The following is an 11,926-nucleotide window of genomic DNA, read 5'->3' on the forward strand; positions in this document are numbered from 1 at the left end:
TTCTGCCACATCTCTTGATGAGATTATTCGCGCTTATTGTGCAACTTAGTGTCTCATTTTTATTTGAAATAACTATAGCTCAAATCGAATTGGGATTAGGATAGGTAGCTTTTCCATAATTGTTCCACCAGTGTTTGATGGATTCACAACCAAATTTACTGGTCTCCTTACTGTTACCTAATGTTACATAACCTCGATTTTTTTTGCAATCGTAAATTCCATGTGGAATCACTTTCCAGCAACCTAAACTCCAAAAATCATGGTCTAAAGTAATGACAGGTTCGGTTGTATAAAAAGTAGCGGGACGATACAAATTACCTAAAACTTCTTTCTTTTTGGTATCAAAACTAATAATGGAATTGCCTGCTTCTCCATACTGTGTGTCGAGCATGGCAATATTGTAAAATTGAGCATTACGATTTTTATTAGTTCCTATTGTTTGCTTTTTTTGTGTTTTTTGGTTGACATATCCATGCTTTTTTAAGAGTTTATTTACTAGGGAAGACTGATAATAAATCCGATCGACTTCAGTCCCTAAGCTATTTCTTTATGTGTTAAATTAGTCCCTTAAATTAACTCATTCATTGGGTCTCCGGCTGTCGCAAATTTTAAAACTTATAAAAATGCGGCATCAATTCCGATTTGGCTAGAAAAAATACTTTTTCTCCCATCGCCACAATTTATAATTCTTGAATTATTGACTGTCTCTATCTGTTGCTCCATTTTTTTTAAATCTTCAATTCCATAAACCACGGTATTGCGACTACATCCCCAAAGTCGTATTATATAGCTAATTCCACCCCAGCCCAATTTTTGAGCCTCTATCCCTACATAGCTTCTTTTATCCTTCTCTGATAAAGAGTTATAAAGCTTCTTCATTTTAGACTCAATTGAACTCGAATAAAACATGGGTTTAAAGGTAAAATAGTGTACGGTAATAAAAAAACTGTTGCCAGTTGCTCTGGTGTTTTGGTAAACTCAGCGATCTAGCCTTGTTCTTGATTATATCTAATAATTTATCAAGTTATTAATTTTTTATTCCAAAGCATGATTGCCCCAAATTATCGTGACTATGATTAGATTCCGGTCTCGCCATTGAGTTCTTTCGAGAGCAACGGCTACCTATTTTTTAGTTGAGAATGTTAATTCTGAACGGTTTCTCCGTTGCGCTTTATTAAATCTTTGCTCTCTAAATTCAGACTTTAAAGCCACTTTGATTATAGGAAACCCCAGCAACTTGGCCGAAAGCTGGGGGAGCTTAAGAAATCGCTGGAGACTTCGGACGCGACTATTGTATTTAATCGGTTGTGGAAAGATGTTAGCCAATCTTGATAATCTGACTTGTCGATGGCTTTGAAGCGTCAGAACTAAGAGTTCTAAGGTGAGTGCTTGACTCTCGCTCAAGTGGATTGGTAATAACTTTTGGTATAATGTCTTTAGTATTTTTTGTGGGGTGGCTCCCAAGGCCACTCGCTTTTTTACGACTTCTGCATTATCTCAAACAATTGCCCCGTCTGGGTTTTCCCTCGGTTGTCACCCTCTCAGCCTGAATTCTTACCTAACGGATAAGTTGCGATCGCTATCCTCAAGATATAATTGCGATCGCAACTTCACGCTCATTCTTTACCTTCCAATCCCCACATATTGGAAACCAGCCGCTTCTAAAGCCTTCTTGTCTAAGAAATTGCGGCCATCAATCATCACCGGATGATTCATCAACTTTGCCATTTTCTCGTAATCTAAATTACGAAACTGTTCCCAGTCAGTCACCAACACCAAAGCATCGCAACCGTCTGCCAACCTTTCCGGGTCAGTTTCTACCAAAACTCCCGACAAACCGTGACGCATCCCCGTTTGAGAAACAATCGGATCGTAAGCTTTAACTTTCGCTCCCAATCGGTTCAAATTCTCGATTAAATTCAGCGCGGGAGCATCTCGCAAATCGTCAGTATCCGGCTTGAAAGTCAAACCCAAAAGTCCGACGGTTTTACCTTTGAGAATCTTCAAAACGTGCTGCAACTTTTCAATAGCAATCAACCGCTGGCGTTCGTTAACTTCCACGGCCGCTTTTAGCAAATGCGCCTCGTAACCGTAATCCTCAGCCGTGTGAACTAAAGCCGAGACATCTTTGGGGAAACAAGAACCGCCCCAACCAATTCCAGCTTGGAGAAACTTGTTGCCAATCCGTGAATCTAAGCCGATACCTCGGGCAACTTGACTAACATCTGCACCGACGCGATCGCAAATATTAGCAACTTCATTAATAAAGCTAATCTTCGTAGCTAAAAAAGCATTAGCTGCGTACTTAATCATCTCCGCTGAACTGATATCAGTCATCACCACAGGAACCTCCGGCAAAGACGGATTTTCTGCAAACTTGCGATCGACAATCGGCCGATATAACTGTAGCATCATATCCATAGCCCGCTGAGAGTTGCTGCCAAGAACAATGCGATCGGGATTAAAAGTATCGAAAACAGCACAGCCCTCCCGCAAAAACTCCGGGTTGCTAACCACATCAAATTGAACACCTGTTTTTGCTGCGACTTCCTCACCAGTAGCGCCCTCACCGCTTTGAGGTTTTTGACGTTCTGCTAAACCGTCTAGTACAATTCTTCGCACCCAATCCCCCGAACCGATGGGCACTGTCGATTTGTTTACGATTACTTTGTAATCGCCGTCGAGGTGAGCTCCAATGCCACGAGCAACCGCTTCCACGTAGCGAGTATCGCTTTCCCCAGTAGGCAATGGAGGCGTCCCCACGGCAATAAACAAAATATCCCCGTGAGCCACTCCTGCTGCTAAATCCGAAGTAAATTCTAGATTGCCAGACGCAGATGCAGAAGACATTAATTCAGACAGTCCAGGTTCAAAAATAGGCGACTGTCCCGACTTCATTAATTTAACTTTTTCTTCGTTGTTGTCTACGCAAATCACGTGGTGGCCGATGTGGGCCAAACAAGTGCCGGTGACTAAGCCAACATATCCTGTACCGATGACGCAAACGTGCATAGAAATCTCCTCAAAGCTAGTAAATAAATCAGGTAGGAATTGGGAATTGGGAATTGGGAATTGGGAATTGGGAATAAGGAAGATTTTTTCCATCCCTCACTCTCCCAGTCTCTACTTTTGGTTTCCCTCGATGCGATCGCGAAAATCCTTTATAGTCAACTCTAAACCTTGATCCAGCGGCACAGTTGGCTCCCACCCCAACCAATTTTTAGCACGACTAATATCCGGTTGTCGCTGTTTGGGATCATCTTCCGGCAGCGGTTTAAAGATAATTTCTGCCCCTGGATTAATCGTGTTTTGAATTTTTTGTGCCAGTTCCAATATAGTGTATTCGCCGGGATTCCCCAAATTCATCGGCCCGATTTGGTCGCTATTCATCAAACGAATAAATCCTTCTACCAAATCAGAAACGTAGCAGAAACTCCGTGTTTGGGAACCGTCGCCGTATACTGTCAGCGGTTGATTCCGCAAAGCTTGAGCAATAAAATTGCTGACTACTCTGCCGTCATTTTCCAACATCCGGGGGCCGTAGGTATTGAAGATTCGCACAACTCGAATGTCTACTCCATTTTGACGGTGGTAATCAAAAGATAAGGTTTCAGCTACTCGCTTCCCTTCGTCATAACAACTGCGAATTCCTATACAATTAACGTTGCCGCGATAATCTTCTGTTTGCGGGTGGACATCAGGATCTCCGTACACTTCGGAAGTGGAAGCGAGAAAAAATCTTGCTTTTACCCGTTTTGCCAATCCCAACATATTCATCGTGCCGATGACGTTTGTTTTAATTGTCTTGACAGGGTTGTACTGATAGTGTATGGGGGAAGCGGGACAAGCCAGATGGTAAATCTGATCTACCTCTAACCGAATCGGTTCCGTGATGTCGTGGCGGATCAGCTCAAAATACGGGTTGTCCAGCCATTTGAGGATATTGCGTTTAGTCCCGGTGTAAAAATTATCCAGGCAGACTACCTCGTGTCCTTGGGCCATTAAGCGATCGATTAGGTGGGAACCGAGGAAACCCGCACCGCCTGTGACTAAAATTCTCATTGTGGAAACTGCCGTTCTGTTTAGGGGTAGGACTGGAGTACAAAAATTCAGTCGCTCGAATGAAACTTACTAATAGAATAACAAAATTGCGATCGACAATGTAAATACTTATGCGTCACTTTTATAAAATCTTTAATTAACTTAGCATTTTCAAATACTTGGAACAAAGTGCTATAATTCGCAAATGTCGGTAGCAATTTTTATTTAAGCTTTAATATTTCCGAAAAAACACTCTTGACATTAGTTATGTTATTTGTTACGGCTTATTGGTTATTTGATGACTTCGGTCTGAGGTTGGGCGATGCTCTACGGGATAGGTGCGCTTCACGGGCTTTTTGGAAAAAACAAGAGTCGATTTATCTCAAAACCAATATGACAGAAGTTATATCGATTTCGCCAAAAGAATGTCCGCCACTTCCAACCCTGCGTTGCACCCGTTCAATTGGGATTTCTGGATATTGCAGCCAGAACTAAATCAGGTTGATTGTGTAGCCTTGAGTTTTACAGTTTCTCAAGAATCGAGCAAAGTTACGATCGGCTAAAGTTGTCTCGAACGCGGAATCAGTACCAGAGTCTGATAAAGTTCGCAGTCTTTGTATCCTTAAGCGTCCTGCGAGAATATGCAACTGACTGTGAAGTGAATTAGGACATTCCGGCGGCGATCGCATCTGCATTTACATATTCAAAACATTCTAAAAAATCAGGTAATAATCTCAGGGAAACTGTAGTTTTACCTGAACCGTTAGGGCTACAAATAATGTAAATATTTGGCATAATTGCGCTTCAACTTTTACTCATAGTCTTCTATATCAAATTCAATATAGAGGTTATGGTGTGGCTTGAACACAATCGATTAATCGGGTTTTGTTAACGATCGAATTTTGAGCGATAGCTTACGTTCGGTCAGAGATTCTGCACGATTAACCTGCAATAAACGCACAGTGACTCGACCGATCGCAGTTAGAGGTTCGATTGTACCACTTTCAGTTTGAAGTTGAAAATGGTCTTCCCAGCTATCTTTTCGAGGGTTGTAAAGTCGAACCACTTCATCTGTTTCTGGATCGATCGAGGCAATGTCGCTGCCTTTATTTTTGTTACAAATTGAGCAAGACAAAGCCAGATTATTTTCTACTGTTTCGCCACTGTGTTTTTCTGCAATAATATGGTCTATTTGATGAGACGAGAGGGCGAGTGTTTCTGGGATTAAACAATATTCGCAGTATCCGTTGGCGCGATCGCATACCATTCGTCGCAGACTAGCTGAAACGTAGGTTTTACTCATGCTGCCTCGCTCAGTTTCAGCAGGGCTTGCGCTTTGGCAATGCGTACTAAATGTTCGACAAATTCGTATTGTTGCCACAGGCGCTGCTCGATCGGCGTGAGTCCTTCCGTGCGGTTTTTCTCTAATAAAGTATCGATTTCAGCTTGAAGATCGTCGGATAAACGCAGGGCTAATATTTCTTGTGGCGAGGGTAAACTTGCTATAAATTCTAATATCTTCGTTAGCCCCGAAAATCCGCTTGAAGGATTGGCTTCGACTTCCCTCAATCCCAGCATCAAAATCTGTGGTAACTCATCTTTGAGAGTATCTAGCCGCAGTGCTAGTTCGTCGGGAATTTGAAGGGTAATTGTTGCCATTTTTTTACTCACTGACGCTCTCATTGAATGGTAGCACAATAAAAGTGCGATCGCCATTTTTTGAGAAACGCAATGTGCGATCGCCCCGCGCGATCGGGTAAAGGTGCGATCGCGCTTCCAGATTTTAGTCGCTTCACCTTACCAATCTGTTGATTTGTGGCAAAATTTTAGTTAACGTTGTTATCGTTGATGTCTAGATTTTGTATTGAGAGTTCTGAAGGTAGCGGTACAGTTATTTGTAGGAAAACATCAATTGTTATTTGATTGTTCTCAAAAGTTATATTGCTTACGTTAACTTTACTATTTTCAGATAAACCGTTTTGAATAGGGAATTTAGCAGGTGGCTTAGTTTTATATCCAGCATCTTCAAGCCATTCAGCAATGTTTCTCCAGTTTTCTATCTTTTCAACGCCTTTACCCACCAGACTTTTGACGTACTTATATAAGGTAGCGCATAGGTCAGTTTCAACTCCCTTGGGGTTCTTTTGGCGTTTTTCCGCTATTTCTCCGGGACTATGACCGCACAGAAGCCCCCGCAGGTGAAGCTTTTCCATTGGGGTGAGGCGTTTTCCCTTGGCTGAGGCCAGGTCTGCGTAGAGGTTTTCTAAGTCCCAGTGGTTTGCGGCTTCGGTAAATTGCTCGTCGGCTGGCGGCATAGCGGAGTGGGGTGAAAATTCCTGATATAAGTCTAACATAATTACTGATGAGTGTAAGATAAAAGCTATGGTTAGTTAGATTATTATAAGTAGAATATCCCGATCTACGTGCAATGAGTCAAAATGACGAGAGAGCTAGCTTGAAGTAGCTAATAACTAGACTCATTGAGCATTGCTGAATCATTAGTTTTGAGGAAAATTTTATGATTTTTATAATCCCGATTATTTTGGGTGCTGCTGCTATAGCTGCTTCCGCTCTTGGCATTGGAGCTGGTATTGCAGGTGTTTCCGACATGAACGATGCAAAGGAAATGGGCAAGAGCGCTCAAGAACAGCATGAACGTGCTTGCAATCGTTTGAAAAACGAATGGGAATGCACTCAAAATCTTGCAGAAGAGTACGGTCAACTGCAACTAAATATCAAAATTCGTACAATTGGGCGATTTGTCAAATTTATTGAGCATATTGGTCAGCGTGGTTCTCTAAGCGACAAGCAGTTTTTGGAGGGATTAGAAGGCATTTCTATTCAGCAGATTAATGAGTACAAAGCTGCGGCTTTAGAAGCAGAACAATTTGTCAAAGGTGGTTTTAAAGCTGCTGGGGCAGCAGTAGCGGCAGGTCAAGGTGCAGTTGGCTTGATCGGACTGTTTGGGACAGCAAGTACCGGCACTGCGATCGCTGGGCTCAGCGGTGCAGCAGCTTGGAATGCGACTCTTGCATGGCTGGGAGGTGGTTCTCTGGCTGCTGGTGGCGGTGGCATGGCAGTTGGTACAGTTGTACTTGGAGGTATTATGGTTGGTCCAGCCTTGGCAATTGGTGGCTTCATGCTTGCTGGTGAAGGTGAAAAAGCTTTGACAAAAGCACGAGAATATGAAGCCAAGGTCTATACAGAAATCGCTAAAATTGATGCTGCTAAAGACTTTTTGGAAAGAGTCCAGCGACGGATTGATGAACTTAACTATGTGGTGAATAACTTGAACTCTCGTGCTGTTCTCGGACTTAACGAACTTGAATCCCAGGCATTTGAGCGAAATCAAAATGCAGATGTGCGTAAGTTGCAACAGGTAGCGCTTCTGGTAAAATCGCTTGCAGAAATTATGAAGACCCCTGTCTTAGATAGCGAAGGAAACCTCAACCCTGCGACTGCTAAAATCCAAGCTAAATACGGTACTATTTGAGGCAAGTTGACATGATAGCAAAAGAAGTTTCGCGAGGCATCTCAAAAATCACCAGTCCTGCTGAATGCTTACAGGAACTTGTCTCAGCTTACACTGAGTACAAGATGGTGGCAGAGCAGGAGCAGACTAAACGGCGTGAAATTGATGCATGGGAAAAAACAACCATCGCTCAGATTAAAGCCCAGAGCGATTGGATGATGGAGTACCTCGATCGCTCATTTGATGAGCGTGCAGAAAATTTTCGCGATCTTTTTAGCGTAGTGGATTCGGCAATAGCTAGTGGCAATAATGAACAGTTAGCATTAGCTTTACATTCAATTACAGAAATAGCTAAGTCGAGTCCTTTCCAAGACCTTGCAAACTTAGCATCAGTAAAAGCTGCACTTAATGATCCAGACCATGAATGGGTGTTTTGATTCACCTTTATTAGTGTGGGTTGCCCCTTCACCTATCCCCTTAAATTGAAAAGCGATCGCCCTTAATCTCCAAAAGTGCGATCGCTCTCAATAATTTGACTGTTAACTTATCAAAAACCCTCCCTCAAAAAAGTTATCCTCGGCGAGAGGGTAAATCAAACACCACTTCAAATCGGATGTTGGGTACTCCTTGCCGAAACAACTGAAGATGTCCCTCCGCATCCGGCTGCGATAGCGACGGACGATCGCCCATTGCAAGCTGGACGGACGAGGTGGCACAATAAGGGAAACTTCCAACAGATTGCAAGGCATGAGCCACAGCGAGCGGATTTCAGTGGTTTTGCCAACACAGGCTAAAAAGGATCTCGAAAAGTTGTGCGATCTCGAAAAGCGATCGATCTCCAACTTTGTCTACCTTCTGATTCAAGAGGCGATCGACCAAGCAAAAGCATCCGGCAAGCTCAAATCAACAGATGACTGAAACTAAAGCTTGATTTATCGTGCTTAATTTTTAAATCGAGAAGTGCGAAAAAACTCCCCTACTGCAATGCTAATATTCATTAAATGAGAGGTGTAAAAACCTGGCAAGAAGCAGGCATATCTCCAGAAGATGCCAGGAGAATTCAGAATGCAGCCGATCGGACAAAACAAACCATCATAGTTGTTGGCAGTCGAGCAAACGGGACAAGTACGCCAACTTCTGACTGGGACTATATAATGTTAGGTAAGTCTCGCCAGCGGCATTCCGCTAGCAGTTCCGTCCCTCGCGGTACAAGTGGCGGCGAAATTAATAGTTCAGGTCGAGAAACGGGAATCGATATTTTTACTGGCCCCCTCATCTCAGGAGAACCTCACGTTATATTTGAGCCAGACTTAGGAGAGGCAAATGAATCTAGCCGATGAAATTACAATCAATCAAATTCAACAAGAATTAATTAGCCAAGAAGATGCAAAAAACTGGTTTTTAAGCTTCCCAACCGAATACCAGCAGGAAATATTGCAGCGGCTATCCTACATGACCCTCCAAGCAGGGGCGCGAGAAGAAGATGTTTCCCTAGCAATTGCCAAATCAAAACTTCGCCCAACTTACACCCCTTGTGTGTTGCTGAGTAGAGGGCGATTAAAAGAACAAATGGCAAAGCTTTTGAAACTCCCGCCCTCAGAATTTATCAAAACCTTTTTCCTGTTAATGAGTTTATTGGCAATTGCCGATGCGCGCAGGTACTGCAAATATTGTCAAGATGGCTGTAGCCACTGGTGGCATCGCGATTTGAGCGATCACAAAGTTGTAGATGAAATTCGGCGCGAGTTGCAACAAAGCATTCTTGTTTAAGTTGTAGTAATCTGTGATGCGATCGGGCGATCGCCACTCACGCTGCAGCCATATTCTGGGCTTCCACAGGGACGGGCTCTCCGGCCAATCCCACAATAAAACTGACTCTTTGTGGAACAGGCATCTTGCCTGTTCTAGATGACTGCAAACAACTACAAAAAACAGACTCTTTGTGGAACAGGCATCTTGCCTGTTCCTGACAAAAGGCCACACAGATTACGAATCTCGATCGAGCTTCAGCACAGCCATAAAAGCCTCCTGCGGCACATCCACAGTACCCACAGACTTCATCCGCTTCTTACCCTTCGCCTGCTTTTGCAGCAACTTCTTCTTCCGCGAAATATCACCGCCGTAACACTTTGCCAACACATCCTTCCGCAAAGCCGGAATGTGTTCCGAAGCAATCACCTTAGCGCCAATTGTCGCTTGAATCGGCACCTTAAATTGATGGCGGGGAATCAACTCCTTGAGTTTTTCCGTCAACCCGCGGCCCACATTATAAGCCTTATCCCGGTGTACGATCATCGCCAAAGCATCAACCGGATCGCCATTAATTAAAATGTCCATTTTCACCAACGGATTTTCGCGATAACCGATGAGGTGATACTCCATGCTCGCATAACCGCGCGATCGCGATTTCATCTGGTCGAAAAAGTCAGTCACCACCTCGGCCAAAGGCAACTCGTAAACCAGCGTAGTTCGGCCTTGACTCAGATACTTCATATCCATAAAAATGCCCCGCCGACTTTGAGACAGTTCCATCAGCGCGCCCACATAAGTTTCCGGCGACAGCATTTCTACCCGCACATAAGGTTCCTCAATTTTCTCGCGATACTGAGGATCTGGCAAGTGGCTGGGATTGTCAATTGTTAACACTTCCCCTTTAATTGTTGTGATTTGATAAACCACAGAAGGAGCCGTAACAATCAAATCCAAATTGTATTCTCTCTCCAGCCTTTCTTGCACAATTTCCATGTGCAGCAAACCCAAGAAACCGCAGCGAAAACCAAATCCCATCGCACTCGAAGTTTCTGGTTCGTAAGAAAGCGCCGCATCATTGAGTTCGAGTTTTTCTAAAGCTTCCCGCAAATCTGGAAATTGGTCAGCATCGATCGGGAACAAGCCGCAAAAAACCATCGGTTTTGCTTCTGTATAACCCGGCCAAGGCTCCGGTGCCGGCTTTTTGACCAAAGTAATCGTATCGCCAACGCGAGCATCAGCTACTGCTTTAATTGCCGCGCCCAGATAACCCACTTCCCCCGCGTGCAGTTCGTCTACTTGAACTTGAGTCGGTGAAAGGATGCCCAATTCATCGATGACATATTCCTTACCCGAAACCATCAACAAAACTCGATCGCCCTTTTTGACACTTCCGTCCATCACCCGGAAATACACAATTACCCCGCGATAAGGATCGTAATAACTATCAAAAATTAGCGCCCGCAGCGGTTTGTCAACAGTATCCTGCGGCGGCGGCACCAATTCGACGATCGACTCCAAAATCTCATCTATACCAATTCCTTCCTTAGCCGAAGCCTCAATCGCCCCGCTACAGTCCAGACCGATAATTTCTTCAATTTCCCCTTTTACCCGTTCCGGTTCTGCTCCCGGCAGGTCAATTTTATTTAAAACTGGAATAATTTCCAAATTATTTCCCAAGGCAAGGTAGACATTTGCCAAGGTTTGTGCTTCCACGCCTTGAGATGCGTCAACCACCAGCAGCGCCCCTTCGCAAGCAGCGAGCGATCGCGACACCTCGTAAGAAAAGTCCACGTGTCCGGGAGTGTCGATCAGATTCAGCACGTACTCCTGACCGTCCTTGGCAGTATAATTCATCCGAGCCGCTTGCAGCTTGATCGTAATGCCGCGTTCGCGTTCGAGATCCATATTGTCTAAAAACTGCTCCTTCATCTCCCGTGCCTGCACAGTCCCAGTCGCCTGCAACAGGCGATCTGCCAAGGTCGATTTTCCGTGGTCGATGTGAGCAATAATCGAAAAATTACGAATGCGAGATACAGGGACGTTAGTCATGTTTTTTATCGAAGAGCTAATCGGCAAAGGATACTTTTTGTTGTATGATTACACAAGCAAGAGTAGAGTGCTTACTTCAACCTCTTACTGGGGATTGAGATGAAACCACAACTGAGGCAAACCTCAAGAGTATCAGTTATTACCCATCAAGTGTCCGACCGAGCCCGGATACCCAAAAGGAAAAAACTTTTCTCTGTCTCATTGTACAGAAAGCTGTTAAGCGGTTGAGGAAAGGTGGGGTGCAAATCAGGGACTGCAAATATCTAGTCCAGTCGCTTGTCATCAAAAGAATTGAAACCTAAGAATTAAAACTAGGATTTTTTAACTATGAGCCAGTCAAGTATACCCTCCCACAGTTCGTCAGAAAAAGTGGAACTATCTATCCATATAGATTCTGAACTGCTAGACCAAATTAAGCACTTGACGAATGACCCCAGCAAAGTCATTGAAACAGCAATCAAGCAGTGGCTCAGAGGCGAGCGCCGCGAAGACGAGCTGGCTCTGAGTTTACGCCGCAACCCCCCAGTCCCGCCGCGTGGTGAATGGAACGACTGAGGTACTCTCGCCCCAGACGGCGCGCGCAAATCTGCAGGCTGTGAAATTTAGAGCGCG

Annotated in this window: 16 protein-coding genes and 1 pseudogene; 7 read left to right on the forward strand and 10 right to left on the reverse strand. The window is 44.1% G+C overall.

What is annotated here, in order from left to right; translation table 11 throughout:
* Positions 1-79: 79 nt before the first annotated feature.
* From QUA07_RS08210 to QUA07_RS08230, 5 genes and pseudogenes are all read right to left on the reverse strand, one after another.
* The gene (locus QUA07_RS08210) at positions 80-517 is read right to left on the reverse strand and encodes an ISAzo13-like element transposase-related protein (protein WP_333324205.1); all 438 of its coding nucleotides are present in this window, start codon (positions 515-517) and stop codon (positions 80-82) included.
* 98 nt (positions 518-615) lie between these two features.
* Positions 616-909 (reverse strand): hypothetical protein, encoded by a 294-nt coding sequence (locus QUA07_RS08215; protein ID WP_333324010.1) that lies wholly within the window; start codon positions 907-909, stop codon positions 616-618.
* A gap of 132 nt (positions 910-1,041) precedes the next feature.
* Positions 1,042-1,443 (reverse strand): annotated as a pseudogene (locus tag QUA07_RS08220) (IS4 family transposase); the annotation flags it as partial.
* A gap of 180 nt (positions 1,444-1,623) precedes the next feature.
* The gene (locus QUA07_RS08225) at positions 1,624-3,012 is read right to left on the reverse strand and encodes a UDP-glucose/GDP-mannose dehydrogenase family protein (RefSeq protein WP_333324207.1); all 1,389 of its coding nucleotides are present in this window, start codon (positions 3,010-3,012) and stop codon (positions 1,624-1,626) included.
* A gap of 111 nt (positions 3,013-3,123) precedes the next feature.
* A complete protein-coding gene (locus tag QUA07_RS08230; protein WP_333324012.1) occupies positions 3,124-4,062 on the reverse strand; it encodes a UDP-glucuronic acid decarboxylase family protein in 939 nt (312 codons plus the stop codon).
* A 404-nt stretch (positions 4,063-4,466) separates the two neighbouring features.
* On the opposite strand from QUA07_RS08230, the gene QUA07_RS08235 reads away from it, so the two are divergent.
* Entirely contained in the window at positions 4,467-4,604 is a 138-nt protein-coding gene (locus QUA07_RS08235) for a hypothetical protein (RefSeq protein ID WP_333324014.1), read from the forward strand.
* Positions 4,605-4,704: 100 nt separating this feature from the next.
* Here the strand turns inward: QUA07_RS08235 and QUA07_RS08240 are convergent, their stop codons facing one another.
* The 4 genes from QUA07_RS08240 to QUA07_RS08255 all read right to left on the reverse strand — a co-directional run bounded on the left by QUA07_RS08240 (position 4,705) and on the right by QUA07_RS08255 (position 6,395).
* Positions 4,705-4,836, reverse strand: a complete 132-nt coding sequence (locus QUA07_RS08240; RefSeq protein ID WP_333324016.1) for a hypothetical protein — start codon at positions 4,834-4,836, stop codon at positions 4,705-4,707.
* A 79-nt stretch (positions 4,837-4,915) separates the two neighbouring features.
* A complete protein-coding gene (locus tag QUA07_RS08245) occupies positions 4,916-5,344 on the reverse strand; it encodes an HNH endonuclease signature motif containing protein (RefSeq protein WP_333324019.1) in 429 nt (142 codons plus the stop codon).
* Complete coding sequence (locus QUA07_RS08250) at positions 5,341-5,700, reverse strand: hypothetical protein (RefSeq protein ID WP_333324021.1); 360 nt, start codon at positions 5,698-5,700, stop codon at positions 5,341-5,343. Before QUA07_RS08250 ends, QUA07_RS08245 begins: the two co-directional genes overlap by 4 nt.
* A gap of 167 nt (positions 5,701-5,867) precedes the next feature.
* A complete protein-coding gene (locus tag QUA07_RS08255) occupies positions 5,868-6,395 on the reverse strand; it encodes a helix-turn-helix domain-containing protein (protein WP_333324023.1) in 528 nt (175 codons plus the stop codon).
* Positions 6,396-6,559: 164 nt separating this feature from the next.
* Here QUA07_RS08255 and QUA07_RS08260 point away from each other — a divergent pair, with 164 nt between their 5' ends.
* From QUA07_RS08260 to QUA07_RS08280, 5 genes are all read left to right on the forward strand, one after another.
* The gene (locus tag QUA07_RS08260) at positions 6,560-7,534 is read left to right on the forward strand and encodes a hypothetical protein (RefSeq protein ID WP_333324025.1); all 975 of its coding nucleotides are present in this window, start codon (positions 6,560-6,562) and stop codon (positions 7,532-7,534) included.
* A gap of 11 nt (positions 7,535-7,545) precedes the next feature.
* Positions 7,546-7,950 carry a hypothetical protein gene (locus tag QUA07_RS08265; protein ID WP_190740856.1) on the forward strand — a complete coding sequence of 135 codons (405 nt, stop codon included), beginning with the start codon at positions 7,546-7,548 and terminating at the stop codon, positions 7,948-7,950.
* Positions 7,951-8,260: 310 nt separating this feature from the next.
* The gene (locus QUA07_RS08270) at positions 8,261-8,431 is read left to right on the forward strand and encodes a ribbon-helix-helix domain-containing protein (RefSeq protein WP_333324027.1); all 171 of its coding nucleotides are present in this window, start codon (positions 8,261-8,263) and stop codon (positions 8,429-8,431) included.
* 83 nt (positions 8,432-8,514) lie between these two features.
* Positions 8,515-8,853 (forward strand): hypothetical protein, encoded by a 339-nt coding sequence (locus tag QUA07_RS08275; protein ID WP_333251062.1) that lies wholly within the window; start codon positions 8,515-8,517, stop codon positions 8,851-8,853.
* A complete protein-coding gene (locus tag QUA07_RS08280) occupies positions 8,837-9,283 on the forward strand; it encodes a DUF5958 family protein (RefSeq protein WP_333324030.1) in 447 nt (148 codons plus the stop codon). Before QUA07_RS08275 ends, QUA07_RS08280 begins: the two co-directional genes overlap by 17 nt.
* A 216-nt stretch (positions 9,284-9,499) precedes the next feature.
* Here the strand turns inward: QUA07_RS08280 and lepA are convergent, their stop codons facing one another.
* Complete coding sequence (lepA, locus tag QUA07_RS08285; RefSeq protein ID WP_006632512.1) at positions 9,500-11,314, reverse strand: translation elongation factor 4; 1,815 nt, start codon at positions 11,312-11,314, stop codon at positions 9,500-9,502.
* Positions 11,315-11,641: 327 nt separating this feature from the next.
* Here lepA and QUA07_RS08290 point away from each other — a divergent pair, with 327 nt between their 5' ends.
* A complete protein-coding gene (locus tag QUA07_RS08290; protein ID WP_015176471.1) occupies positions 11,642-11,869 on the forward strand; it encodes a type II toxin-antitoxin system CcdA family antitoxin in 228 nt (75 codons plus the stop codon).
* Positions 11,870-11,926 lie beyond the last annotated feature (57 nt).

It is taken from the genome of Microcoleus sp. T3_A4 (assembly GCF_036700465.1).
In the GTDB taxonomy this organism is placed as follows: Bacteria; Cyanobacteriota; Cyanobacteriia; order Cyanobacteriales; family Microcoleaceae; genus Microcoleus.

What these genes read in the sequence shown, in the direction of transcription:
- QUA07_RS08215 (WP_333324010.1), bottom strand. Translation starts at nt 909, where the DNA reads ATGTTTTATTCGAGTTCAATTGAGTCTAAAATGAAGAAGCTTTATAAC.
- QUA07_RS08225 (WP_333324207.1), bottom strand. Translation starts at nt 3,012, where the DNA reads ATGCACGTTTGCGTCATCGGTACAGGATATGTTGGCTTAGTCACCGGC.
- QUA07_RS08230 (WP_333324012.1), bottom strand. Translation starts at nt 4,062, where the DNA reads ATGAGAATTTTAGTCACAGGCGGTGCGGGTTTCCTCGGTTCCCACCTA.
- QUA07_RS08235 (WP_333324014.1), top strand. Translation starts at nt 4,467, where the DNA reads ATGTCCGCCACTTCCAACCCTGCGTTGCACCCGTTCAATTGGGATTTC.
- QUA07_RS08240 (WP_333324016.1), bottom strand. Translation starts at nt 4,836, where the DNA reads ATGCCAAATATTTACATTATTTGTAGCCCTAACGGTTCAGGTAAAACT.
- QUA07_RS08245 (WP_333324019.1), bottom strand. Translation starts at nt 5,344, where the DNA reads ATGAGTAAAACCTACGTTTCAGCTAGTCTGCGACGAATGGTATGCGAT.
- QUA07_RS08250 (WP_333324021.1), bottom strand. Translation starts at nt 5,700, where the DNA reads ATGGCAACAATTACCCTTCAAATTCCCGACGAACTAGCACTGCGGCTA.
- QUA07_RS08255 (WP_333324023.1), bottom strand. Translation starts at nt 6,395, where the DNA reads ATGTTAGACTTATATCAGGAATTTTCACCCCACTCCGCTATGCCGCCA.
- QUA07_RS08260 (WP_333324025.1), top strand. Translation starts at nt 6,560, where the DNA reads ATGATTTTTATAATCCCGATTATTTTGGGTGCTGCTGCTATAGCTGCT.
- QUA07_RS08265 (WP_190740856.1), top strand. Translation starts at nt 7,546, where the DNA reads ATGATAGCAAAAGAAGTTTCGCGAGGCATCTCAAAAATCACCAGTCCT.
- QUA07_RS08270 (WP_333324027.1), top strand. Translation starts at nt 8,261, where the DNA reads ATGAGCCACAGCGAGCGGATTTCAGTGGTTTTGCCAACACAGGCTAAA.
- QUA07_RS08275 (WP_333251062.1), top strand. Translation starts at nt 8,515, where the DNA reads ATGAGAGGTGTAAAAACCTGGCAAGAAGCAGGCATATCTCCAGAAGAT.
- QUA07_RS08280 (WP_333324030.1), top strand. Translation starts at nt 8,837, where the DNA reads ATGAATCTAGCCGATGAAATTACAATCAATCAAATTCAACAAGAATTA.
- lepA (WP_006632512.1), bottom strand. Translation starts at nt 11,314, where the DNA reads ATGACTAACGTCCCTGTATCTCGCATTCGTAATTTTTCGATTATTGCT.
- QUA07_RS08290 (WP_015176471.1), top strand. Translation starts at nt 11,642, where the DNA reads ATGAGCCAGTCAAGTATACCCTCCCACAGTTCGTCAGAAAAAGTGGAA.